This window comes from Gracilibacillus alcaliphilus, assembly GCF_016909015.1.
Lineage (GTDB): Bacteria > Bacillota > Bacilli > Bacillales > Amphibacillaceae > Gracilibacillus > Gracilibacillus alcaliphilus.
This window is the reverse complement of the sequence record NZ_JAFBFA010000001.1, coordinates 171,381-197,037: the sequence shown is the minus strand read 5'-3', so window position 1 is coordinate 197,037 and position 25,657 is coordinate 171,381. Positions and strand designations below refer to the sequence as shown.

Here is a 25,657-nt window from a genome sequence, read left to right as displayed (position 1 = left end):
TTCTCGACTTCTAACATCATATATATACCTTGAGGAAATTAGACCTTAAAAAGGTTGAGCAAAAAGAGCAATAAAGCGAGACTGTCATCAATAGGGGCTTACGGGGGATTGCGTTAAGATAAAAATACATCCTGATATTATAAAAAAACCAAGAAGAGCATTTGGTCCTTTACCTTTTAGCCAAGATAGATGTCCGCTTCGTTTTTACCTGGCGATTTCCGCCTTTCCTGCAGGATTCGACTTCTCTCCACTCCCATCCTCTGTTCCCGATTATGTTTATATCTTTCCAAAAGACAGATAGACTGATTCCCTGACATCCGCAACCTTTTCCATCTTTTTGCTATTTTTTGCAATAGAAGAAACACTTCCCTATGGCTAGCTGAAAAAATAGGCAGAGACTTCTAAATGTTCACAGGCTAGAATCGCAACGCCCCTGCACTTCCTGAGCATCGAAGCACATGGAAAGCCCCCGGCTGAGCGCCAGCCCATGGAACGCGGAGCCTATTTCTGAGTGATTACACGCCCATTTTTTATACTAGTGCAAAAAAACTGTTGTACAATCATCAGTCAACTGATTGTACAACAGCTTCTTATTTCTCCAGTATATTGGGTTGTCACTTATAGTTTGTGCTTTTATTGTTTATCCTTACCAACTTTCTTCTATCTCGGGGGCAAATACAGGCTCTCCTTGTTCATCTACTGTAAAAGGGATGCTGTATGCTGGGGCTATGGGGTGATCTTCCATTAGAATCGGCCGGATATCATCTCCAGGCTCATAGTTATGATCATGCTCCTGCAATGCTTGATACAGCTCCATGCGATAATCAACCAATAATTGGCCATTTGAACTAATATAAACAGGCAGCATATTACCTGAGTAGGGACTAGTAACCTGTGGATCTGCACCTAGATTCAATTCGTCCGTATTTAGTTCATAAATATTTTGTGCCACTTGACTTCCAAAAGGTGGGTAAGTATGTTCATCTCGATAAATTCTTAAGCGCTGTTCAAATTCTCTCATTTCACTAGCTAGGCGTAAATCAATAACTTTAACAGTCGGGTTCTCCTCTACATCCACTAATATATATTGATAATTCCCACCATTTTCAAAGGCTGTTGCAGGGATTGTTTCGATTAACCCTTGCTGTCTGATTAAAGGAAAATCAATGAGATATTTTTGATACAGCGGTGTATCGCTTTCTTTCGTAATAATCGGCAGCATCCCCCCACTGTCCGTCTGGTATTGATCAACCGCCTGCTGGACGATTTGTAATTGGGTATCATTCGATATTTGATTCTGAGTCAAATTCTCTGACGGGTACATACACCCTGCCAAGAATAACAAACTTAGACTAAATATCAGTTTATACAGCATACTTTTTCTCTCCTTCTCTGTCATGCGGAAGGTCCACTCATAACTACCAATATAATAATTAAACCACCGACAATTAAACATATGTAAGCAATCAAGGCAACAATAAACTTGAAGAAGCCTTTCAATTTATATCTACTCCATAAGATTAACAACATGGCTACGATTAGGGCACCCATACCTCCGAATGATATCCACATTTTCATTAACGGATCTCCCAATTAAGACTCCCCCTTTCTTTCTATACACAGTTATGGTCATTATAACATAGAATATTTCCTGATGACGAAGCCTGTCCATTTATTATTCTATGAATTCTGGGTCTATTCATCATTTTGTCAAAAAATCGACACTTATATAGTGCAAAAAACCGAAGCAGTTAGGGGCAACAGCTGCTTCGGCCTTGACTAAATAATACCCAAAAACGCCCTACAAGTATATAGTTATACCATTTATCGTATTCGAAGCAATAATCACTTGCATCATCAAATGCCTAGCCTGTTAGTTTTTGAACAATTTATTTAATGATTTAATATCTCCAGGCATGTTATTATTGGTTATCGCTTTGACAATTTTATCTTCTTTTTGCTTAGAAACGTTTTTGCCGGCTACTTGCGCTAATTGTTTTACCAGCCTGCGAACCGTCTGTTCATCTGAAAAATCAGCATTTTGTACAGATTGTGCCACTTTCATGATCTGATCAGGCTGTATATTGGACTTCTTTTGAATTTGATCAAACATGTTCTTTTTTAAATCGCTCAAATTAACTCCTCCAATCCTCATAGTCTTCTCTATTCTATGCAGATAGGAGTTAAACAGTTAATCGAAAAAGCGCTTCATGATACTATCTATTTCATTTGTGCGGTCACGTGCCATCAAACCGTCTACGACCTCTTTCGCTGGTCGATTCTGATAAACCACTTCATATATGGCTTTAGTGATCGGCATTTCTACATGTTCTTCTCGCGCAAGCTGCTCGACAGCCTCCGTTGTTCTGATCCCTTCAACAACCATTCCCATTCGATCCAATACTTCTGCCAAAGGTTTTCCTTGCCCTAATAAATGGCCTGCCCGCCAATTCCGGCTATGTTGGCTTGTACAGGTAACAATTAAGTCTCCCATACCAGATAATCCAATAAAGGTTAACGGGTTGGCTCCTTTCATTGTCGCTAACCGCGTAATTTCAGCAAGCCCCCTTGTAATAAGAGCTGCCTTTGCATTATCACCATAACCAAGGCCATCAGAAATACCCGCACCTAATGCGATAATATTCTTCAATGCCCCGCCATATTCTACACCTACAAGGTCATTACTTGTGTAGACACGGAAATAATTATTCATAAACAAATCTTGTGTAAAACTTGCCAGTTCTTGATTGCCAGATGCTGCTGTAACCGTTGTTGGATGTTTTACACTAACCTCTTCGGCATGACTGGGACCAGATAAAGCAACAACTGCATCGAAATACTCCTGATTTAATTCTTCGGCAATCATTTCTGAGATACGGAAGTGAGTATCAGGTTCTATTCCTTTACTGCCATGGATAACGACAACTTTTTTTGTTAATGCCTCATTTAGCTTTCGACAAGTTTCACGAATAGCCTTTGTTGGTACCACAAATACTACCGCATCTACATTATCCACCGCTTGTCTCAACTCATCATAAATAGACAAAGTAGCAGGCAAAGGTATATCAGGTAAATATTTTTGATTGACACCTGATTGTTCCATTGCTTGTTTTTGTTCGGTACTATGTGTCCATAATCTTACATCATGCTGGTTATCACTCAGTACCATCGCTAATGATGTCCCCCAGCTACCCGCTCCCAGAACAGCTACCTTCTTCATCATCATTCACCTCTAATTTCTTCTACGTGCATAAATTTTGATTGGTGTTCCTTCAAAACCAAATGCTTCTCGGATTTGATTCTCGAGAAACCGTTGATAGGAGAAGTGCATAAGCTCCGGATCATTTACAAACACCACAAACGTTGGCGGTTTAACTGCTACTTGTGTGGCATATAACACCTTTAATTTCTTTCCGTGTTTTGTCGGTGCTGGATTGATAGCCAAAGCATCCATGATGACATCATTTAAGACATTGGTTTCCACACGTTTGGCATGATTCTCACTTGCCTCAATGACTTTTGGCAGCAGTGTATGGATCCGTTTCTTTGTTTTTGCCGATAAGTATACAATCGGGGCATAATCCAAGAATTGAAAATGGGCCCGTACTTCTTCCTCAAATTCTTTCATCGCTTGATCATGCTGCTGGATCGTATCCCATTTATTTACAACAATAATGACGGCCTTACCTGCATCATGGGCATACCCGGCAATTTTTTTATCTTGTTCAATAATACCAGTTTCGGCATCGATTAAAGTCAAAACGACATCTGACCTTTCAATAGCCTTTAATGCGCGAAGGATACTATATTTTTCTGTAGATTCATAGATTTTCCCTCGTTTTCGCATACCTGCTGTATCAATAATGACAAAGTCATGTCCTTCTCTAGTCAAGCTAGTATCGATCGCATCCCTTGTTGTTCCTGCAATATCACTTACAATGACACGTTCTTCATTTAAGATAGCATTCACTAAAGAAGATTTCCCTACATTTGGACGTCCAATCAGACTAAAATGAATGACATCTTCATCAACTGGTACATTCTCCCGTTCAGGAAATAAACTAACAACCTGGTCTAACAAGTCCCCTAAACCTAAACCATGTGTACCAGAGATAGGATACGGTTCTCCAAAGCCAAGTGCATAAAATTCGTAGATCTGCTCCCTCATCTCTGGATTATCTACTTTATTAACTGCTAATACCACAGGCTTGTTGGATTTAAAGAGGATCTTCGTTACCTCTTCATCTGCCGCAGTAATTCCTTCACGACCATTTACCATAAATATAATGACATCTGCTTCTCTAATAGCAACCTCTGCTTGTTCGCGCATCTGTACTAATAAAGGCTCATCACCTAATTCAATTCCACCCGTATCGATTAAACGAAATGTTGTATTTAACCATTCGGCCTCTGCATAAATACGATCTCGTGTAACACCTGGAACATCTTCAACTATAGAAATTCTTTCTCCAACTAATCGGTTGAAAATAGTTGATTTTCCTACGTTTGGCCTTCCAACAATCGCGACTATTGAACTTCTCATGAAGGCACTTCCTTCCTTAATAACCTATTTTTTACTATTATATCATCATAAGACCCACAAGGATTGCTTGCTCTCCCTTGAAGGATCTCACTTAATTAAATTACCATAATACTACGGGACAAACAAGTTTTTCTAATAGTTTACATAATTATATTATAGTAACTTAACCGTGTTTTACAATAATATATACTTCATCACTTAAGGCATGACTAATACCATCTAATATAGCCTCCAAGTTCGCAGCAACCTTGTCCATTTCTTCTTTCGTCTCACAAATAAAAATCGAGGCGCCCGCAGTTACCTTCGTGGAATTCGTTGTAATTGTAGCTAATATATATTTTTCAATCTCCATTATCTTTTCCCTTCTTTCCTGAATTTCTTGTTCGGCATCCGGATAGCATTCTCCAGCACAGGAACGGCTCGTATCACTTGAATAGCCTTATCAACGTCTTGTGCTTGCGGTAAGATAAACACACCAATCCTGCCATCATCCAAATCACGTTTAATTAACGGTACTAATGCTGGTGTACCTGAATCTCGAAAGACACCTAGAGATATGGATACATCATGCAGAATGGCCTGCCGCTGTCCCAAATTGGCAATGGTTGTGCGAGCATTGAAATTCTTAGGTGTAATAATAAAACCCATTCCATATTTTAAAATTTCTTTCTGTCTCTCAGGCAGACCGATGTTCATAATATATATATTATCTACATATAAACCCGCGCCTTCAAAAGAGATTGTGCTTTGCTCTACGGAGACAATCTCACCTAACGTCGATCCTGACATATACTTTTTCGTGATAATAAAGCATACAATCGCAACCAATACTGCAAGATAGAAATTCCAAATTAAAAAAGCTAAAGTCGTTGCTAGCGAAGTAAAAATAACCAAGTAATTTCTGCTTTCAAAGGCAATGGCTATTCCTTCAATATACGTATTTCCCCTCGGTACTAGTTCATAGCCGTCTAATTCAGTCAGTGTATTCCTTTCCATATTCCGAACTTCACGAAATTGAGAGGCAGCAATCGTTAAGAATGTAACGGCGGTATATTCCATCTCCATTATCGCAGGAACAGCAACCGCTCCAAGGCTGGCAGCAATAAAGCCCAGAGCCAAGTGAATAATCTTACCATGTAAGTAGGTAGGGTACTGGCGGTAATCAGATCGAAGCATCACCATTCTTGCAACAACACCAATTAAAATACCGAATAAAATTGGATAGGTATATTCATTCATACATGCCACCTCTTCTTCATTTTTATTACTTGAAGCTGCTGTTCCATCTTCTCTGCATAGTATTTCCAGACCTGCTGTACAGCCAACAATAACAATATAGTTAACAGAATTTGAAAACTATATAATGGTTCGATCGTATATTGCAGATGGTAGCTATGGCAAATCAGGCTGTATAATAATTGACCAAAACAAACGCCACTGATTGCCAGCGATATACGTTGATCCAATGTTCGAACACAAATAGATATGATTAAAAAACCTAAGATAACAGCAGTCGCAATAAAAAATCGATCAGTAAAAATAGGGTTTGTAAGACGCCAAATAAAGTAGATCGAATATAAATACCCGATCATAATAATCAGGCCGTACTGTTTCCATGTCAGTTTCAATCGAATAATCAATGCCCAACTAAAACAAAGTAAAAATAAGAAAGCCAACCGGATCGGAAATTGATAAATAATCACTTCATACGGAAGTAAAATGATAAACATCAATAAACCAACCGCATAACGATACTGTAAAGTACTTCTCTTCATAAAAAAAGTCACCAGACACCATAATACCCATGCTATGTAAATCGTATAATATAACTGCATTTTCATCACCAATACCAGTATCGCCAAATTAAAGGGATTCTAGACTCCTATGTTTTACAAGAAATTCTTATTATGCTGCCAATAGACTACGGGGAGGGGTAGCCCTGTATAGACACCGCCACGATTTGTTTTCAACATTTGGATATTAATAGAATAAGGATTAAGGTGGAAAGGGGGATAGTTGAACATAAAGTTTCTTCACCGATTGTAGGCTTAAGGATGATAAGAAAAGGTTAATAATGGAAATCTAGTTTACGCAATGGTAGCAAGATGGACGTGTTTGGTTATGCATGCTAAAGTTGAGTTGTTATGCTAAAAAAGACATGCTGTTCTTTTATCGAACAACATGTCTTGTGTTTGGTTATTTATATTTATCTAGTTTGTCTCCGATCATATCCCCTAGCTGGAAGCCTGATTGATCGTCATCACTTTCGTATTGTTTAATCTCTTGCTGGCTTTGTTCTTCTTCAATTTCTCTAATGCTTAAGGAAATCCGTTTTGCCGCCTCATCTACTTCTAATACCTTCACAGATACTTGCTGGTCTACCTCTAATACTTCTCCAGGTGTACCAATATGTTCGGTGGAAATTTGTGAAATATGGACAAGTCCTTCTACTCCTGGTAAAACCTCGACAAATGCCCCAAAGCTTACAAGACGTTTAACTGTACCCTCTACCACATCATTGACATGGATCTTGTTTTCGACACCTTCCCATGGACCAGGTTGAGTTGCCTTATGGGATAAAGAAATTCGTTCTTTTTCTTTATCGACAGAAAGCACCTTCACTCGCAGTGTGTCCCCTTCTGAAACAACATCTGTTGCCTTATCCACATGTGTGTGTGCCAGTTGTGAAATATGTACTAGACCATCTATCCCACCAATATCGACAAATACACCAAAATCTGTAATACGTTGAACCGTACCATCGATTTCTTGGCCTTCTTCCAAGTGCTCTAGTACATCATGTTTCTTTTGATCTTCTTCTGCTTCCACCACAGCACGGTGTGAAAGGATAATTCGATTTTGTTCTGGATCAAGCTCTACAATTTTTAGGGTCAGTTCTTTATCTTGATATTCGGCGAAATCCTCTACATAATAAGTTTCCACAAGAGAAGCCGGAATAAATCCGCGAACACCGACATCTACAACTAGCCCGCCTTTAACAATATCTTGAACTGTTGCTGTGATTATTTCATCATTTTCAAACGTTTTTTGTAAATCTTCCCAAGCCTTATCCGCAGTCACTGCTTTTTTGGATAACACAATTTCTTCATCTTCTACTTTCTTTACTTTTAATTCTAATTCATCGCCTTCTTTGACAGCGTCACCAGCCGTTTCGATACGCAGTGCAGATAATTCACTAATAGGAATGATACCCTCTACTTTATATCCTATATCTACAAGCACGTGTTTATCTTCTACTTTTACGACCTTCCCTGTTACGATGTCACCTACCGAAAGTTCCTTAATTTCAGAAATTTCGTTATTCATTTCTTCCATGACAAAGACCTCCTTCGATTTACAACACAAAACATAAAATGTGCTTTTTTCTAACTTCTAACATTTAGTGCGATTTGTCAAGCTATATCTATAAAAATCAGCTATTTTCTTTTAAATTTTTGATATCTGCCATAATTGCATCGGTGACTTCTTGGGCCGATGCTTTTTGTTCTTTCAATGTTTGTATATCCACGGGTGGACCGTAGCGAACAATTAATGGTTCCTTCCCTTCATAACTGCCTACAATGGCACAAGGGATAACTGTAGCCTTTGATCTCATTGCAAAAAAACCAGCTCCTGCCAATCCGCGTTGAATTTCTCCATCCTTACTTCTTGTACCTTCTGGGAATAGTCCTAATACATGTCCTTCTTTCAACACATCCAAACCTCTCCTTAATGCATTTCGGTCTGTCATACCACGTTTGACCGGAAAGGCATGTACATGACGTAAGATGAAACCAAAGATCTTATTTTTGTATAATTCTTCTTTTGCCATAAAATGAATCTGCCTCGGACAAGTAATTCCGACAATTGGCGGATCATAATTAGAAATATGATTAGCACAAATAATGACAGGACCTTCACTAGGAATATGTTCTAGTCCTTCTTTCTTTACTTTATATTTAGGCTGAAGCACCATTTTAACAATAAATCTGGCAAAGTTATAAAAGCTCATCTCTCTCACTTACTCCCTATCTTTTGATTAACAATAGTTAATATCTTCGCTGCTACTTCGTCAATAGATAATGACGTTGTATCAATTTCAATGGCATCCTTGGCTTTTCGTAATGGCGATACCTCTCGTTCCGAATCTAACTTGTCTCTTCTGGCGATATCCGACTTTATTTGTTCCAAATCAGAAGCGAAGCCCTTTTGTTTATTTTCGGCATGTCTTCTTTGGGCACGTTCATCCACGCTTGCGATAAGAAAAATCTTCACCTCTGCGTCTGGAATAACATGGGTGCCAATATCCCTGCCATCCATGACGACAGCTCTTTGCTTCGCGAGCTGCTGCTGTCTCTTTACCATTTCTACCCTTACCTCAGGAATAGAGGCTATCTCAGATACATGCTGACTCACTTGATCTGTTCTAATGGCTTCTGTCACATCTTGATTTTGTACAAACACATTCTGATTCGTATCAATATAAATCTCTATTTCGTGTAAATGCTCTATCACTGCTTCAGCATCTTTAATGTTGATATCGTTAATTAACACAGAATAGGTGAGTGATCGGTACATAGCTCCTGTGTCTATATATATGTATGATAGTTGTTTAGCAACTATCTTAGCCACCGTACTCTTGCCGGCAGCAGCCGGACCATCAATCGCGATCGCCAAATTCTTCTTATTCATTCTGTACATCCTCTCACTTTCATAAACATCCCCTGCTAGAATTTGTTTCAAACAGTGCGTCAAAATTGGCACGGTAAATTATAGGTTGACTTGAACTTTCAACGTATAGAATCTGTTAGTATCGGTATTGCTTCACAATGTTGCGAACTTAACCGATGATGGCCTTTTATCAACCTTTTTAAATACACATTATTAACGCTTTGCCAATTGACGCAAATAACAATATCTTACAATTAATTGTTGGTGTTTGGGGATAATATCGACAAATTCAATAGATAATATTCGAATCTCCTCTCTTACATATATCCTTAATGCCTTACCGGTTACCGGAATATATTCCGTTGTATCATTGATCGGTAATACTAGCATCATATCTAATAATTCACCTTCTGTCACCTGGTGTTCATTTTGCAGCACTATTGCCGCTCCGCCACCGCTTAAATCAGCAGTAACTGTAGCGAACGAAGTTGCTGACGTTCTGACAGAGATATCCAGCATCGTTTCCACCCGTAAAAAATTACGCCGTTGAATTCTCCGCAATTTCGTTTTGTCAAAAGATAGGACAAGAGCGGGAATATCTTTGATTTTCTGTTTACTGATAAGTTTTGAAACAAAGCTGTACACCACACTGTCCTGATGAAAATGAACATGAAAAGTGGTTCCAATCGGGAAAATTTCGGTACGGTTTGTTTTCTCATTAGCAGGATAGTCAATAAATAGTTTATCTTCCCCGCTGTCCATTACTTTACATCTATATGTTTCTTTCTCTATATTCGCAACTTCCAACTGAAAAACAGTTCCTACTTTTATCAATGGCCTGCCTCTTTCCCTTTATTCTTACCTGAGCCATGCGGAAATAATCATTATCACGCTGTTAACTAATCTAAGATCCCTTGACTCAAAGCAACAAAGGTTGCAGTCACTACTTAACAAGCATGATAATCCTCACGAAAGTCTCACTCTATCTATTTTATCATAAAATAAAATAATTAGGGGAAAAGGTTGCCAACAAAATCAGAATCATAACAGATATTTAGAAGCAGGATAGAAATAACCTCTTAGAAAAACCAAGAAGAGCATTTGCTCCTTTAGCTTTTAGCCAAGATAGATGTCCGCTGCGAGAAGTCGCTTTCACTCCAGAATACAAGTGCAACATCTGTTCAAGCAAAAGACACTTTCACAGTGTTTTTTTCTATGCCTCTCGGCAGACTAACGTCGCGACGACAATCGCCACGTTTGCACTAGTACTTCCTGTACGTCGAAAAGCGAAACGGGCAGCCGCAGCGATTGCCTTGCTCTCCATATCTTACTAATAATAGCTGGGATTGGATATACTTTCTTACCTTTCATAGAAAAAACCTGTCAATCGGGACATGCTGTTCCCTGTTGACAGGTTCCTTCTTAACCTATTTCGAGACACATTGTCCATTATTGGTCATGGACAAATTCATCGGTATATTTCTCAGATATTACTCTTCTTCCTTACCCAAGCATAATTAGTATTTCATTTCCGCTTGTTTTAATTTATCGACTTTTACTTCATCTCCATTGTCGGCATCGATAAAAATTTTGTACGTGTCATCATTCAAGGTTCCTAAAAACACATAGGCCAGTACTTCTCCACCAAGATCATCTTCTACTATCGCCAGATGGTGATCTTCAACGGTAAGATTTGGATTAACGGCTTCTTCCGCCTCAGCCTCAGAAATAGTTACCTCTGGGATTGTTCGTTCATGGTAATTTTCTAGATAGTCTTTTGCTACCAAGCCAATTACTTCATTCGTATCTAATGCTACTTTTATTTGAATCGCATCCGGATAGATCCAGACATCGTCCTCTTTTGGAACAAATTGAAAGACTCCGACATGATCATACTGGTTGCTCTCCACTAAGGCAAAATCGGATGAAAATAAACTGTTTTCTAAATATTCTTCTGCAGTTTTCATCGCATCATTTAAACTTACCTTAGCTTCTGAAATATCTCGTTGAATCATAAAGGACATAGGGTAACCACCCTGCTGTGTCAAGTCGATATAACCAGTTCGGTCTTGTTCCTTAAATGAGCCGCTGAACAACGGCACTTTTGCGCCATCCCCACTGGTAGTAACATCCAAAGTTGTACCTTGATTTATTCCAAGGATGGAACGCATGGTTTCTTCCGCTTCCTGTTCTGTTATCGTTTCTTCTCCTAAGAGCTCATAAGCGCCTTGTTTGTTAGAGGTACCGACTAGATTCGTATTCAATTCACCCTCGGCATATTCTTCAACTGACTTTTCAACGGTTTGAAAACCATCAATAATGGTATTATCTGCTTGCTGATCATTGTTGACTAATGCCAATTGAACATCCATCCATCGCAAATTCTCATTTAACACCATATTCTGAACCTTTCTTAATTCTTGCTCGATATCACCTGCCATGCCATACAGTGATTCCAATGTACTTAGTTCATCCTCTGTTAAAGGTTCCTGATCTAAGTCTCTGACGGCAGTACGATAACTGAAATCACCCATTTGCGACAGAAATTCCTCTGTTTTATTAAATGGTAACAACGTGAGAGGTAATTGACCAACATTACTGTGTGCCATCGAGGTCAAACGCCAAATCTCCGCCAACTGCGGCGAAAGTTGTTTTCTCGTGTTCATTGCCAAAGTAGAACCAATTTTGTCATGGAGCAAGTCAAGATTATAGGTTAAATCATGAAACGATCGTTGATAACTGTTCTCTGCTTGAATCAAAATCGCATTCTTCTCTTGATGTTCCTTATATCCCCAGACACTAACACCAATAATACCTATACTTAATATAGTAATTACTATCCAACGTAACATATCATCACCTCCATTACATACAGAATATATGTTTACCTATTCGCTTTATTTGCGGTCGAGTCCAAATCCAGCCTGATGTTGCAGTATCTGGATTAAAATAATATAAAGCGTCTCCGGTCGGATCCCAGCCATTAATAGCATCTAACACCGCCCGTTTAGCAGACTCGTTAGGTGTCAGCCAGATTTGACCATCAGCTACAGCCGTAAAAGCCCTCGGTTCAAAGATAACCCCTGAAACAGTATTAGGAAAAGAAGCACTTTCTACACGATTAAGGATAACGGCTGCCACAGCAACCTGTCCTTCATACGGCTCTCCGCGGGCCTCACCATATACGGCATTCGCCATAATTTGAATATCGTTTTGTGAAAAACCTTGCGGGACATTGACCGCTGTTGGTTCTAAGTCTTCTGTTTCCTGATTATTGGATTGACCAGAATTATCCCCTTCACCGTAATGGGTAAAGTTTGCCCCTTTTTGAATCTGTTCATGAACATAGGCCTTATCAAACTCACTTGCTTGTTCTAACTTTTGTTTGGTAGTCTGTCCAGCTAAACCATCAATTTCCATTCCAAATTCATATTGAAAATTTCGTAATGCCCAGTAAGTACCCCAGCCAAACACACCATCGATTTTGCCATTATAAAATCCTAAATGCTGTAATCTTGCCTGAAGTTCAATCACATCATCACCTGTGGCCCCATGCTGAATGACCTGATCGGAGAAACCAGAGACTTCCCTTTCGGTAAGATCTGCGGTTATATAGGCAAAAAACAAGAATAGAAGTGAGCCGAGTATGACTTTATTTTTCATATTCTGTAACCTCCACATACAAATCTTTATAAAACATTAGTAAGCTTAGGTTTTAAAAAAACTGAAAAAATATACATAGTAATTCGCTTGAGGTGTACTATTCTTTGTGAACAAAGATTATCGATTGTATACAGTGGTGGACTTCGTTTGCAGAAAAAGCGGAGGCGACCCATTGTTGGATCTACCCCCGCTTCTTTTCCGGCAAATTATCATTGCACAACCCTATTTTAATTAGGTAAAAGATTTGCTTTGATTCGTATATACATTGTTGTTATGTTCCTTTATTTCGTGTTGCCTCTTCATTCAGCCTGCTATATTTCATACACATTGTCATTGTCTGCATGATGTTGTTTTTTGCTTATTTCATTTGCTACTTTCACTTTACGAAGACTTAAAAACCACAAAAACACCATAAACGGAATAATACCATAAAGCCATTGTGACTGGATCACTTCCAAAATAAAATCATATGTACCATGGAAAAAGGTCGGCAGCAATAAAGCAAGTATTAAAAAAGGGAATGTACGTTTAGACGTAAACTTGGCTTTTCCCATATAATAGCCCATCGTCACACCAAATAAAGCATGGGACGATACTGGAAAAATAGCACGGCTTAAACCGAATTCAATTCCATTTGCTAATAAATACAGGACATTTTCTACGGTGGCGAAACCTAAGCTGATTGATACACCATAAACAATACCATCGTAAACATTATTGAACTGAGAATATTTATAAGTCGTAAACAAAAAGATAAACCATTTAAAAAATTCCTCAAATAAGCCGTATAATATATATGACTGGACAAAAGGACTTTGGGCCAAACCTTCTTCCAAAAAAGCGTATTGAATAAACATAATGGGAAACACCATTAATGCACCATAAATAAAAGTACGAAAAATCGCCATAATAGGTTCCAGATCATATTCATCCTTTAAATAAAAAAAGGATAATAATGCAAATCCTGGGGCTATGGCAATAGATATCAGTGCAAACAAGCCAGTCACCTACTTTCTTTCTAAACCTTATTATGGCATATTCTGAAAGTAGTTGCAGTAAAAAAGAAATATTTTTATCAAAAGACTAATTACTTGAAACAGATTTGGTCAGTAGTATACTATCCGAAGTTGGAACAGCGAATTTCCCTTAGAGCAAGCTAATTATGAACAATTACCTTATTAATCTGCGAAAACAAAATGATCAGAAAGTGAGCTGACAGTCCATGCAAAAAATATTAATTATCCATACAGGCGGGACGATTTCTATGGAAGAAGCAGCTGACGGTCGGATAATAGAAACGAATGAACATCCATTAACTGAGATAGAACAGCTGAAACAATTCTCCATTGAAGAAAAACAATTATTTCATTTACCCTCTCCTCATATGACGCTGGATCATATGCTAGTTTTAACGCAATATATAGAAAAACAAATGGCCACAGCTAAGTATAACGGGATCGTCATTACTCATGGAACCGACACATTAGAAGAAACAGCTTTTTTTGTTGATTTGACCGTAAATGCCTCTATTCCAATTATTTTTACTGGTGCCATGAGGCCTAGTAACAAAATTGGTTCTGATGCCTTATATAACCTATTTTGCGCCCTACGAGTTGCCTCTGATCCGAAATCTGCATATCGTGGAGTACTTGTTGTAATGAATGATGAAATTCATACGGCACAGCACGTTACCAAAACGTCGACAAGCAATGTAGCTACCTTTCAAAGTCCGGTATTCGGACCGGTAGGTTTTGTAACGAAATTAGCTATCCATTTTCACCAAAAGATGGACCAAACTACACATTATCCTGTAACAACATGGACAAAAAATGTCGTGCTGTTAAAGACCTATGCAGGTATGTCAGATGAATTATTACAAACTATTTCTTCTCAACATGTCCATGGAATTATAGTGGAAGCTTTAGGACAAGGAAATGTACCGCCTGCCATTGTTCCTGCTCTTCAGAGATTTATATCGGAAGGGATTACTGTTGTCATTGTATCACGCTGCTTTAAGGGAGTCGTCCAGCCAGTTTATGATTATGCTGGTGGGGGACGAGCTTTAGTAAAAGATGGTGTTATCTTTGCCAACTATTTAAACGGACCTAAAGCCCGCTTAAAATTATTATTGTTGTTGGAAAATAACTATGATCACGAGGCCATTGTTGAAGCATTTCATGATTAACTGGCAAAAGCGCTATCATGTTTCGTATTTAAAAAAACATCAACATAATCTTAGTAGACATCACTATTCATGAAAACTTTAGTCATCCTACTAATTTGATTCACAGATCATCTAGTGCAGTCACTGGTTCAGAATTTTCGTATAAAAAGTAGCAACATTCTAGAAAGAAAGAGGGCGACCCTACTTCGGGAAAGGCCCTCTTCGCTTGATTTTACAGCTATACTTTTGCACCTGTTTCCTTCTTAGCAATACAATCGGCAAGCAAGCCACCATGAAAACGGCCATTTTCAATAAAGATTTCATTGTTATCGTAACCAGCTGCGATTACACCTGCAATGAAAATATTCTCCACATTGGTTTCCATTGTTTCCGGATCAAAACTAGGTCGGCCGGTATCTCTCTCAATCGAAACCCCTGCAGATGTTAAAAATTGTTGATTCGGCTGATAGCCTGTCATCGCAAAAACAAAGTCATTGGCAATCGTCTTGGATTCCCCACGGACACAATAAGTAAGGTTGTGGTTGGTTATCTTTTCAACTGTCGCCTGAAACTCCAATGTTATTTTCCCATGTTTCACTAAGGAAACAAATTCAGGTAATATCCATGGTTTGACACTGCTGGAATAATCATTGCCGCGATATAGTACGGTCACATTCGCCCCAGCTTTTTGCAATTCAATTGCCGCATCTACTGCTGAATTTTTGCCCCCAATAATAGCAACATCTTGCTGATAGAACGGGTGAGCCTCTTTAAAATAGTGTGATACCTTTGGAAGGTCTTCTCCTTCAATTCCCATGTAATTGGGCTGACCATAATAACCAGTTGCAATCACGCAATAGTCTGCCTTATATTCGTGCTTCTCTTGAAATTGATTCCTCGTTTCAAAATGAAAACCATCTAGATGTTTTGTTAAACTCACAACCTCTTCAAAGCTATGGATACGCAGTTTTTTTCGGATCGCAACATTACGGTAGTAAGCAAGCGCCTGATTTCGTACTGGTTTATTCTTCTCTGTTACAAATGCCACATCACCGATCTCCAATTTGTCACTCGAACTAAAAAAGGTCTGATGTGTTGGATATTGGTAAATAGCGTCCACAATGTTTCCCTTTTCGATAATCAAAGGATCTATCCCTTGATTCTGTAATTCAATAGCTGCGGACATCCCACATGGTCCCGCACCAATAATAATTATTTTCTCTTCTTGCATAAATGATACACTCCTTCAATCATTAACATCATAACTAACCTGCCATGATGTTTCGTGCTGTGATAACTTCATCACGGTGCTCACAACCATCCACTATCCCAAAAATCCAAGAAAACCAAAGGAATCAGGTAGGGACAATCGGCATAAACACCCTGATTAGTTTCACTAACCATCAGCGAATAACGAAAAACTTCCCACAGGAAGTTCGTTCTGCCCTATATGTTTTATAGCCATTAATCATACTAACATGTTTTTTTAGATAAACATAGCAATCGAACTTTTGAAAATCTTATCACTACCTGGCTTGGCACCTAGATGAAAAATGTTCTATTACCCGTAGGATTGGAACGATCTATTATGGCTTTGGCAAATATAACTTAGACTATTTCACAGATGCTGCAATTATCGAGCTGCTGTATCTTCTTTCTATCACACAAATTTACGAAGAATGCCGTACATATAGTATTAGGAAAAGCATTTACAATATCCGTTCAAGATAAGGCAATATAATCCAATGCTTGGCAAACAGGCAAAACATTATCTGCAGCCAGACACTATTCTAAACCGGAACAGCTGCCCTTTTATACTGCGTACTTGATTAGATACAGGCCTTATCCCCTTTACTTACCATATAATCCAACCAATCAAAAGCAGTACAACGACAAAGATAAATATAATCCGCAGTAAAGCAGGCGAAACTTTCCATCTCATTTTCCCTTTGACCGTACTATGTTTCTCACTTCTTGGGGGCAAATGCTGTTGTTTTGTTTTGGAAGCTACTTTATTTCTTAAGGATGCTGCTTGATCATTTTTATTATGTTCTTTCATCTAGGAAACCAACCTCCCTGATCTAATCATACATGCTTGAATTACATTCACGATAAAATGCAGCACAATAACGACAAGTAAATTATCAGTCCACCAATAAATAAAACCGATCCACAAACTTAAACCAAGCACCCTGATAAATAAAGCGATTTTGCTTAAGTAACGGATATGAACCAAGGCAAAGATTACGCTAGCTGCTGCAAGACCAAAGTGGGTTTGCAGTACTCCTCTGAATAACCATTCTTCTATCACAGCAACAAACATACATAACACAACAATTTCAAAATAAGAACCTTCGCGAAAAAGTTTCTCATTTATCCCGCCATCATCCCCCCAGCTTTTAGGCATTGTGTATGTAACCAGAATTTCCAATAGTACAATCACAAGTGCCGATCCTATTCCCCATGCAAGCAGTTGAAAAGTGGACCAATAAAATAATGCCCCCATCTCATCGATGTGATCAAATAATAACCAGCTAAGAGCAAGTGCAATCACACCTATAAATAGTTGAGAAAGCCAAGCTTGTTGTTTCAATTGTTTACTAGTCAACAACTTGGCTATTTCCGCTTGTTTATTTCTCATTGGTGTCCCCCTGATATAAAATACGCATTAGCGTTTGCAGCCAGTCTTGTTCTTGAGCGGTTTGCTCATGCGGCGAAGGCTGCCAGTCTGTCCAGCTGAAATCACAATGATCACAACACATATAAGCAGATGGCTGCAGCGTTTCTTGAAACGGCTTAAATAACTGCTGTCTTCTGCAGCTGTTTGTATATAACCATTCCAGCATTTCCTCTAATTTTGCTGTTTTATATTGCAATCGTTTCGCAATCAGCTGTTCTATTTGCTGCTGTACTTTATTCTGCGGCATCTGCTGTACATAGAATGTATTTTCTTGTAAAACTCCTAATCTTTCTAGCTGAAATTGCAGGAACCGCCAATAGACTTCATTGCCATCTGCTGTCAGGAGGCATATTTCTTTTAGCTGCTCATAAGAATAATCTTCTTGATATAAGCAATTTAAGGCAAATTGTACCCATTCACCAGTTGGCAGTTCAGATTCCAACAAACGCTGTGGTATGATACGGTCACTTTCATGAAAAAACACCAGACTGACAGATTCTTGACCGTTACGTCCTGATCTGCCGATTTCTTGAATAAAGGCCTCAATCTGAGACGGGGCATGGTAATGAATGACAAATTGAATGTCCTTCTTGTTAATTCCCATTCCAAAGGCATTGGTGCAACATACTACCTCTAGCTGGTTCTGCATAAATTGTTGCTGTATCAATAACCTGTCTTGATGGTCTAATCCTCCATGATAAAAGGCAATCCGCCGGTTTGGTATTTGTTCCTGCAGGAGCGCAGCCATTCTTGATGTTTCCTTGCGGCTGGAGAAATAGATTAACGTCGGTATGTGGTATTGTTCCATTAAACGGATTAATCGTTCTTCCTTTTCTCGGATCGTGTCTACTTGCTCCACTACCAACGCAATATTGGGTTTATCCATAGGATACACAAATTTCCGTAATTTTTCCAGAGCCAATGCCTCGATAATATCATCTTGAACTTCCGGTGTTGCCGTAGCAGTCAAAGCTAGTAATGGCGGAGAGTCAAGCAGTTGGTGAATTTGTTTCAGCCTTAAGTAATCTGGCCGGAATTCATGCCCCCATTGTGAAATACAGTGCGCTTCATCAATAACAAACAAGCTGATAGTTAGTTGCTGAAGGCGTCTGATCATTCGTTTGCTTTGCAGCATTTCCGGTGACATATAAATCAGCTTATAATGATGTAAATTTGCCAGGTGGCTGTCTCGTTCTCTTGGGGTTAACATACTATTTAAGGCTACTACCCGTTTAATACCTTGTGATTTCAGTTGCTTCACTTGATCAGTCATCAGCGATAGCAGCGGTGAAATCACTACAACTGCCCCTGGCAGCATCATAGCCGGCAGCTGATAACAAATAGATTTACCTGTACCTGTGGGCAATACGGCAAACACATGTTGCTTAGACAGCACGGATTCGATAATCTCTTTTTGACCTTGTCGGAAACGGCTAAAGCCAAAATATTGCTTTAAATAGGCTTCCAAATTTATTTCTGACACTGCTCATTACCCCTTTATTCACATTCCATCCTAGATTATTCGCTTATTTTTCTAATGCCATTACCAGTTGAATTTGAAAGTAGCTGATTTCTTCCGGCAATCGTTCTTTAATATTTTTCAGCTTACGCGAGGTTAATTGCTGTAATACCTGCTTAATTTGCTGATACTGGATATCAGACACATAGGGCTGCCAATGGAAATTATTTGTTATGTAGGCAATTTCTATAATATGATCCATAACCGTGTTTATCTTTAATTTACGCATTGCTGCAATTTCAGCCATTGATAAGTTTTTGGACAACAGCCTTTGTGTCTGCTTAGCCGATTCACTTATCATTACAGATGGCTGCCGATGTGGGTATAGACTGGACAGTAGCGACATATTGTCTGTATCTAGAATATGCCGGCAGATATCATGAATTATATTAGTATAACTGACTGAAACATCAAGCAATGACAACTTGTACTTTTCTGCTATCTGATACGTGCTTAACCCTACCCTTTCCCTTGTGGTAAGATGATCAACAAACAACCCTGCCATATCAGCAGGGTATTTGTTTAACAGCTGATACAACTCACGATAAAGAGTTTTTAGCAAAATAGTACTAGCTTGCTGGCGGTAGTGATACCATACCTGTTTAACATACTGCTGTGTTGCTGCATCTTCAATAATCGGAATAAAATGTGTTTGCTTTTGGTGCATATAAGTCAGCGTCTGCACAAACAGCAACAAATGGTTTGCAAACTGTTGACCGCTCTGATGAAACCTTGTACCATCAAAACAAATAATCGCTTGAAATTCACCTTCTAATTTTTGTAAATATGACTCACCTTTCTGCAGCAATATGGCTGTCTGATCCTGGTGTAATTGGATGTATCCTTGTTCTGCCAGCGATTGAATCACCAGGTCATAATCTTCTCTTCTTAATGATTTATCAATCCCATAATAACCAGTTAACTCAAATAAATTACTGTCTTGAATGGTTTGGGTAGCCTTTTTTGCTGTCAATAAATGATAAATATTATATACGGTCCGCTCTCCGCTTATTTTTTGTATACAATCTAACACAATATAAGTGAACATAGAAACACCTCAGGTAGCTGTTCATTCTATTCTATCAAACTACTTATTGTTTTGAATACTATTTTATTGTAACTTGAATCAAAGTTTGTTACGCTAGTCCCAGTTAGGTTTGAAAATCAGCAAAGGAAGTGGCTTCAGTGCCTTATTATACAAAAATCTGCAAAGAAACTTGTATTGCCTGTGGAGTGTGCGGTGCAACAGCTCCGAAACTGTTTGATTATGATGAGGAGGGTGTTGCTTACGGGAGAAGAGATAATAATAGCGGCACATTGGTAGTGCCGGAGCCATTAGAAGAAGACCTGTTAGATGCAGAAGAAGCCTGCCCCACACAATCCGTAATGGTAAGCTTCAAATAGAAAAAACAGTTGAAGTCACACTAGCGAGTTTCTTGCAAGTGCAAGATTAGACTTCAGCCTCATCTAACCTCCCAGCGATCGCTTCCATATAACCAACTGTTTTCTTTTATTTTAATCGCTATACCATTGTTTGATACGAAATACACGAGTAATCACCGGATAGAGGATTATCATAAAGACAACATTCCCAATTGCATGCCACGTATCAAAGGGGAGGCCTGCTACATAATAGCTAAGAAAATTCCCTCCCACTGTAAAGGTTCCAATTGAGAGAATAAATCCAAACAAATAGGCGGCAAAGCATGAAAAGATAGTTAGGTAAAGCTGTTGATGTCTAGCAGTCCATTTCCCCAGCAATCCTGCTAAGCAGCCAATCAATCCCCAAGCAATCATTTGCCAAATTGTCCAAATGCCCATCCCAAGGAATAAACTAGTAACATATGCAGTAATCAATGCGATACAAATCGCAGGCACAACCCCTAACAAAGCACCACTGATGATAATGATCGCTGTTACAGGCTGTACATTAGGTATAAAAAACTGAAACACCAGCCTGCCCACCACACACAAGGCAGCAATCAAAGAAATCAGGGTTAATTTGTACGTACTCAAGCGAATCACTCAAGAGACTGCAGGTTGATGGAAATTTTATCCTGCTCCCTTGCTTCATATTCCGCCATACCTACTGTCCCGTCCTCTCCATTGACTTGATACAACCAGTAGATATTGTTATCTACATCCTGCTGGTGCCCTTCAATACTAGTCAGAAAGCCATCATCGGTAACTTCCACTTGATCATAATTCTCTTCAATTACCGTTAAGAGATCGGTACCTTCTTCTACTGTATACTCCTCATCACCAATAACCGTATCTGTTGTCTGATCGGTAATGGTCAAGGAGATCGTCACTTCCTCTACAGCCTCATTTGCGGAGTCTGAATTCTCCGATTGATTCGTTGTATCTGGGTTACCACATGCCGCTAAACCTAATAATAAAACAGTAATGACCGATAATCGTTTTAACCAATCCATGTACTTCTCCTCAATTCTTTTTGAAAAATAGTTGAGGATTCAAGCAATGTACAAGTATGTATCATAGTGCAAATACTTCTTTACATGCTCAACCCTCGAAGCATGATACCATGTTTAATGGCAGGTCTCCTGACTAGATGTGTCTCTTGCAAAGAATCCCTTCCCATACCATTTTACTAGTACAGTGGCTCTCATTCTTGCCTTTCTACACATATACAGTTGCGAGGACAGTTCTGGATTCTCACCAGATTCCCTATTAATGCTGCGCACACCATTAAACATATACTTATTTAATCATGATTAATTTCAAATTTGTAGCCGACACCCCATACCGTCACGATCATCTTGGCTGCTTCGCTCGAAACCTTATTCAGTTTCTCTCTTAAGCGCTTCACATGTGTATCCACCGTTCTTAAATCACCAAAGAATTCATATTTCCATACTTCTTTTAATAAGGCTTCTCGCTCAAATACCTTGTCTGGTGATTTTGCCAAGAACAATAATAACTCATATTCTTTTGGAGTCAAACTGACCTCATTATTATCTGCCAGTACACGGTGGGCATCATTATCAATGACAAGATGAGGAAATTCAATAATATCTTTAGACTCATGGGATGTATTAACATTTTTAGAAGTGGAAGCTCTTCTTAACAAAGCCTTGACTCTCAGCACCACTTCTCGAGGACTGAAGGGCTTCACGATATAATCATCAGCTCCTGCTTCAAAGCCGTGAATTCGGTTCAATTCTTCTCCCTTGGCAGTCAGCATAATAACAGGGGTACTTCTTTTCGTGCGTAGCTCCTTACATACTTCCAAACCGTCCCTACCTGGCATCATAACATCAAGTAAAATGATCTCATAATCCCCTGTCAATGCCATCTTCAAACCTTCTTCCCCATCACCGGCTTCCTCTATCGTATAACCTTCTCTCTCTAGATACATCTTTAGTAATCGACGAATACGTTCCTCATCATCCACCACTAAAATCTTATGTTGTTCGTTTGTTTCCATGTTTCAGTTACCCTCCTTCCCTCTCCTAGTATATAATTAAAAAGCACAAGAGACAAAAAATATATCCCTTGTACCTTTATCTTTTTTGGCTGCCTGCTTATTGTGCGTAAGAATGCAATCCTGCAAATACCAAATTGACCACAATAAGGTTAAACATAATAATTGCAAAACCTATAACAGCAAGCCATGCCGAACGCTCTCCATGCCAGCCGCGTGTTAAACGCAAATGCAGGAAGATCGCATAAAAGAACCAGGTGATTAAGGCCCATACTTCTTTCGGGTCCCAGCCCCAATAACGCTGCCATGCCTCTTGTGCCCAAATCGAGGCAAAGATCAGCCCGCCTAGCGTAAAGACCGGAAAACCAATAGCGATCGAACGATAACAAATCTCATCCAATAATTCTGGGTTTGTTCGGCGCAAGCTTGGTTGAATTAATGCGGCGACTCTTTTTCTAGCGAACAGTCTTATTAGCAGATAAAGAATTAAACCGACAGCTAAAGACCATACTAACGTATTAAGCTTTTTCGCTGCATCTTCACCATGCAGCCAATCTGGTGCTGGAAGCAAGGCATCCATGCGACCATCTGTCACTAATTCTGCATCACTCTTCCCAAATATAGCTGGCAGATGATAGATTAAGGACGCTTGGGTTTCTTCTCTATCTTCTGTTGCTTCTACTGTGTAAACAAACTCTGCCTCATAGCCTGTCAATGAAAAGGTAGTTGTCACCACAATAAAAGCAATCGTTGAAATAATCGAATACATCACAATTTCCAGCCATTTAGTGCGGTAGGTTGATTTCTGCTGATCAATCTGCCGAATCAAATAAATGACTCCAGCGACAAAACTAATGGCCAAAATGGCTTCACCTAAGGCTACTGTTGTCACATGTATCCACAGCCAATGACTTTGTAACGATGGAACTAGTGGTGTAATTTCTCTAGGAAAGACACTGGCATACCCAATAATGATTAATACTAATGGTAAGGTAAACAAAGGTAATAAAGCTACTTTATAAATGGCATACAAAATAATTAATGCCAACACTAACATCATACTAAAAAACGTAACAAACTCAAACATATTACTTACAGGTGCATGACCAGCCGCTATCCACCTGGTAATAAAGTAACCAAGCTGGGATAGAAAACCGACTGATGTCACCGTAATCGCAAATTTATTTACAAAGGTAAACTGTTTTTCCTGACGTTTATCTCTTACGGTTGCCGCAAAGAAGATCACCGCAACCAGATAAAGGATAAATGCAGTATACAGCAACGTACCACTAAGACTTAAATAATCCATATTCCCACCCCTTTCATTACCATACATGGTAATGAATCAATATCATTCATTTTTATTCTCTTGATCTACAATTTCTGTAAATGGTGTACCTTCCGTTATTTTCTCATATTCAGACTTCATTCCAAACCAGTTTTTGTTGGTGTGACAGGCAATATATATACGATCTGCAGTTGGGTGTATCCATACCCGGCGATGCTGCCAATACATTCCCTGAATAAGTCCTATCATAAAGATAAAAGCACCAAGTCCCAGGAATGGCAAGGTTAGATCCTTCCTAACGGTAAGACCACTTACGTTTCGAACATCAAAATCAGTTAAACTGAGTTTATATTGGTTTTCACCGGCTGCCAAATTTTGACCGATTGCCAGAAAGCTTACTTCAGCTTCTTCTGTATCAGGGCCATAGACAAAGAACACAAATCCTGGATTTCTTGGGTAATTGGTCGTTGTCCTCGGTCTCCCATCACTAAGTTCATAATCTGGAAAATAATCATTCAACTCAATGCGATAACCATTATCAAATTCATAAACACGTTCTGGATCAACTAAATCAACAGTAAATTCCAAAATTGCTTCTTCATCGGCATCTTCTGTTTCATGCAACTTAAAGGACATGCTCTGAAACTCATTGAGCTGATAACTATCCTGATAGATATGGAAATGATCAAACTTAATCGGCTGGTTGACAATAATTTCACCACGTTTTATTTCTTCTAACTCCGGCTCAGAGATTACTTCCTTATCAGAAGTATCTTGATAGATAGCCGCCTTCGTTTCATAGTGTCTTGGCACAATGGCACCATTATTCTCTAGTGCCGTTTCAAAAATCTCATCTTCCTCCCTGTCCCCATACACTTCAAAAATAAATTGCTGATTCTCTATGTAATATTCTTGATTTGTACCAGGAATAACTTCTGTTTCCCCTTCACGCACCCACATTGATTCATCGACATACATGGAAGGTATAAAACGCAGCAAAGTTGCAGCTAAGAAAATAATAAGTCCTAAGTGATTCACATATGGCCCCCATCTGGAGAACCTATTCTTCTCAGCCAAGTAGTGACCATCTTTCTCTGTTATTTTATAACGGCGCTGTTTCAGATGTTGCAGCAACTGCTGCTTGTCCTCCTCCGTGTAATCACTGTATTCCCCGTATAACTTCTGCCCTTTAAGGAACTTCGGATGTCGTTTAATCGCTTGATGTTTTAAAGCTCGATACAAAGGCACGCCTCGATCAATACTTACGATAAAAATAGAAATACCGATTAAAGCGATTAAGATCATATACCACAAGGAACCATATAGATTATGAAAACCCAGCTGATAATAAATTTGCCCAGGTATCCCATATTGATCTCGATAGTGCTCACTTGGATCAACAGTTTGGGGTATATACGTTTCTTGCGGGTAAATGGTCCCAATCGCTGAAGCAATTAAGGCAAGCGCAATTAAAGTCACCCCTACTTTAATCGATGAAAAGAAGTTCCATGTCTTATCAATGATGGAACGATTTCTCGTCTTAGATCGTATGGCTGTTCCATCATACCGCATGTTTAATAATGTCTTCTGTGTATCCTGATTCAACGGCTTTCCGCATTTTTCGCAAATTGTCGTTCCTTCTTTATTGTGATGGCCGCATGTATCACATATAATTGTGTTCATT

The 25,657-nt window shown here is 39.0% G+C and carries 27 protein-coding genes and 1 riboswitch; of the genes, 2 read left to right on the top strand and 25 right to left on the bottom strand.

All coding sequences use genetic code 11. The features are described 5' to 3' along the window. Window positions 1–646 precede the first annotated feature (646 nt). From JOD18_RS01065 to prsW, 15 genes are all read right to left on the bottom strand, one after another. Window positions 647–1,375 carry a hypothetical protein gene (locus tag JOD18_RS01065; protein ID WP_204667026.1) on the bottom strand — a complete coding sequence of 243 codons (729 nt, stop codon included), beginning with the start codon at window positions 1,373–1,375 and terminating at the stop codon, window positions 647–649. 20 nt (window positions 1,376–1,395) lie between these two features. Further along, a complete protein-coding gene (locus JOD18_RS01060) occupies window positions 1,396–1,578 on the bottom strand; it encodes a DUF2768 domain-containing protein (RefSeq protein WP_338029472.1) in 183 nt (60 codons plus the stop codon). 295 nt (window positions 1,579–1,873) lie between these two features. After that, window positions 1,874–2,134, bottom strand: coding sequence for a stage VI sporulation protein F (locus JOD18_RS01055; protein WP_204667024.1), 261 nt, complete (start codon window positions 2,132–2,134; stop codon window positions 1,874–1,876). 57 nt (window positions 2,135–2,191) lie between these two features. After that, window positions 2,192–3,220, bottom strand: coding sequence for an NAD(P)H-dependent glycerol-3-phosphate dehydrogenase (locus JOD18_RS01050; RefSeq protein ID WP_204667023.1), 1,029 nt, complete (start codon window positions 3,218–3,220; stop codon window positions 2,192–2,194). A 12-nt stretch (window positions 3,221–3,232) separates the two neighbouring features. After that, window positions 3,233–4,543, bottom strand: coding sequence for a ribosome biogenesis GTPase Der (gene der / locus JOD18_RS01045; protein ID WP_204667022.1), 1,311 nt, complete (start codon window positions 4,541–4,543; stop codon window positions 3,233–3,235). 163 nt (window positions 4,544–4,706) lie between these two features. Further along, window positions 4,707–4,895, bottom strand: a complete 189-nt coding sequence (locus JOD18_RS01040) for a capping complex subunit for YIEGIA (protein WP_204667021.1) — start codon at window positions 4,893–4,895, stop codon at window positions 4,707–4,709. Next, window positions 4,895–5,782, bottom strand: coding sequence for a YIEGIA family protein (locus tag JOD18_RS01035; RefSeq protein WP_204667020.1), 888 nt, complete (start codon window positions 5,780–5,782; stop codon window positions 4,895–4,897). Before JOD18_RS01035 ends, JOD18_RS01040 begins: the two co-directional genes overlap by 1 nt. Next, on the bottom strand, window positions 5,779–6,378 hold the full coding sequence (locus JOD18_RS01030; protein ID WP_420827774.1) for a YphA family membrane protein: 600 nt from the start codon (window positions 6,376–6,378) through the stop codon (window positions 5,779–5,781). Before JOD18_RS01030 ends, JOD18_RS01035 begins: the two co-directional genes overlap by 4 nt. A 361-nt stretch (window positions 6,379–6,739) precedes the next feature. After that, window positions 6,740–7,879 (bottom strand): 30S ribosomal protein S1, encoded by a 1,140-nt coding sequence (gene rpsA, locus JOD18_RS01025; RefSeq protein ID WP_204667018.1) that lies wholly within the window; start codon window positions 7,877–7,879, stop codon window positions 6,740–6,742. 97 nt (window positions 7,880–7,976) lie between these two features. Then, window positions 7,977–8,555 (bottom strand): lysophospholipid acyltransferase family protein, encoded by a 579-nt coding sequence (locus JOD18_RS01020; RefSeq protein WP_204667017.1) that lies wholly within the window; start codon window positions 8,553–8,555, stop codon window positions 7,977–7,979. Between the two features lie 5 nt (window positions 8,556–8,560). Further along, complete coding sequence (gene cmk, locus JOD18_RS01015; protein WP_204667016.1) at window positions 8,561–9,235, bottom strand: (d)CMP kinase; 675 nt, start codon at window positions 9,233–9,235, stop codon at window positions 8,561–8,563. Between the two features lie 192 nt (window positions 9,236–9,427). Beyond that, window positions 9,428–10,048 (bottom strand): flagellar brake protein, encoded by a 621-nt coding sequence (locus JOD18_RS01010; RefSeq protein WP_204667015.1) that lies wholly within the window; start codon window positions 10,046–10,048, stop codon window positions 9,428–9,430. 683 nt (window positions 10,049–10,731) lie between these two features. Further along, window positions 10,732–12,066 (bottom strand): germination protein YpeB, encoded by a 1,335-nt coding sequence (gene ypeB / locus JOD18_RS01005; protein ID WP_204667014.1) that lies wholly within the window; start codon window positions 12,064–12,066, stop codon window positions 10,732–10,734. A 13-nt stretch (window positions 12,067–12,079) separates the two neighbouring features. Next, on the bottom strand, window positions 12,080–12,877 hold the full coding sequence (gene sleB / locus JOD18_RS01000; protein ID WP_204667013.1) for a spore cortex-lytic enzyme: 798 nt from the start codon (window positions 12,875–12,877) through the stop codon (window positions 12,080–12,082). Between the two features lie 311 nt (window positions 12,878–13,188). After that, window positions 13,189–13,875, bottom strand: coding sequence for a glutamic-type intramembrane protease PrsW (gene prsW / locus JOD18_RS00995; protein WP_204667012.1), 687 nt, complete (start codon window positions 13,873–13,875; stop codon window positions 13,189–13,191). 224 nt (window positions 13,876–14,099) lie between these two features. On the opposite strand from prsW, the gene JOD18_RS00990 reads away from it, so the two are divergent. Beyond that, entirely contained in the window at window positions 14,100–15,062 is a 963-nt protein-coding gene (locus JOD18_RS00990) for an asparaginase (protein ID WP_204667011.1), read from the top strand. A gap of 217 nt (window positions 15,063–15,279) precedes the next feature. Here the strand turns inward: JOD18_RS00990 and JOD18_RS00985 are convergent, their stop codons facing one another. The 5 genes from JOD18_RS00985 to JOD18_RS00965 all read right to left on the bottom strand — a co-directional run bounded on the left by JOD18_RS00985 (window position 15,280) and on the right by JOD18_RS00965 (window position 20,288). Beyond that, on the bottom strand, window positions 15,280–16,272 hold the full coding sequence (locus tag JOD18_RS00985; protein WP_204667010.1) for a YpdA family putative bacillithiol disulfide reductase: 993 nt from the start codon (window positions 16,270–16,272) through the stop codon (window positions 15,280–15,282). A gap of 624 nt (window positions 16,273–16,896) precedes the next feature. Beyond that, complete coding sequence (locus tag JOD18_RS00980) at window positions 16,897–17,100, bottom strand: hypothetical protein (RefSeq protein WP_204667009.1); 204 nt, start codon at window positions 17,098–17,100, stop codon at window positions 16,897–16,899. Beyond that, complete coding sequence (locus JOD18_RS00975) at window positions 17,101–17,682, bottom strand: CPBP family intramembrane glutamic endopeptidase (RefSeq protein ID WP_204667008.1); 582 nt, start codon at window positions 17,680–17,682, stop codon at window positions 17,101–17,103. It lies immediately after the preceding gene. Next, on the bottom strand, window positions 17,672–19,204 hold the full coding sequence (locus tag JOD18_RS00970) for a RecQ family ATP-dependent DNA helicase (protein ID WP_204667007.1): 1,533 nt from the start codon (window positions 19,202–19,204) through the stop codon (window positions 17,672–17,674). Before JOD18_RS00970 ends, JOD18_RS00975 begins: the two co-directional genes overlap by 11 nt. Window positions 19,205–19,247: 43 nt before the next feature. Next, complete coding sequence (locus JOD18_RS00965; RefSeq protein ID WP_204667006.1) at window positions 19,248–20,288, bottom strand: YpbB family protein; 1,041 nt, start codon at window positions 20,286–20,288, stop codon at window positions 19,248–19,250. A 137-nt stretch (window positions 20,289–20,425) separates the two neighbouring features. On the opposite strand from JOD18_RS00965, the gene JOD18_RS00960 reads away from it, so the two are divergent. Next, complete coding sequence (locus tag JOD18_RS00960) at window positions 20,426–20,644, top strand: 4Fe-4S domain-containing protein (RefSeq protein WP_204667005.1); 219 nt, start codon at window positions 20,426–20,428, stop codon at window positions 20,642–20,644. Window positions 20,645–20,755: 111 nt separating this feature from the next. Here the strand turns inward: JOD18_RS00960 and JOD18_RS00955 are convergent, their stop codons facing one another. The 5 genes from JOD18_RS00955 to resB form a co-directional block, all read right to left on the bottom strand. Beyond that, a complete protein-coding gene (locus JOD18_RS00955; protein WP_204667004.1) occupies window positions 20,756–21,256 on the bottom strand; it encodes an ECF transporter S component in 501 nt (166 codons plus the stop codon). 5 nt (window positions 21,257–21,261) lie between these two features. Continuing rightward, complete coding sequence (locus JOD18_RS00950; RefSeq protein ID WP_204667003.1) at window positions 21,262–21,675, bottom strand: DUF4430 domain-containing protein; 414 nt, start codon at window positions 21,673–21,675, stop codon at window positions 21,262–21,264. Between the two features lie 102 nt (window positions 21,676–21,777). Continuing rightward, window positions 21,778–21,966: riboswitch (cobalamin riboswitch) on the bottom strand. Continuing rightward, window positions 21,966–22,688 (bottom strand): response regulator transcription factor, encoded by a 723-nt coding sequence (locus JOD18_RS00945; protein ID WP_204667002.1) that lies wholly within the window; start codon window positions 22,686–22,688, stop codon window positions 21,966–21,968. It overlaps the preceding riboswitch by 1 nt. Before the next feature lie 97 nt (window positions 22,689–22,785). Continuing rightward, window positions 22,786–23,994 (bottom strand): c-type cytochrome biogenesis protein CcsB, encoded by a 1,209-nt coding sequence (gene ccsB, locus JOD18_RS00940; RefSeq protein ID WP_204667001.1) that lies wholly within the window; start codon window positions 23,992–23,994, stop codon window positions 22,786–22,788. Window positions 23,995–24,036: 42 nt separating this feature from the next. After that, window positions 24,037–25,656 carry a cytochrome c biogenesis protein ResB gene (resB, locus tag JOD18_RS00935; RefSeq protein WP_204667000.1) on the bottom strand — a complete coding sequence of 540 codons (1,620 nt, stop codon included), beginning with the start codon at window positions 25,654–25,656 and terminating at the stop codon, window positions 24,037–24,039. Between the last annotated feature and the right edge of the window lies 1 nt (window position 25,657).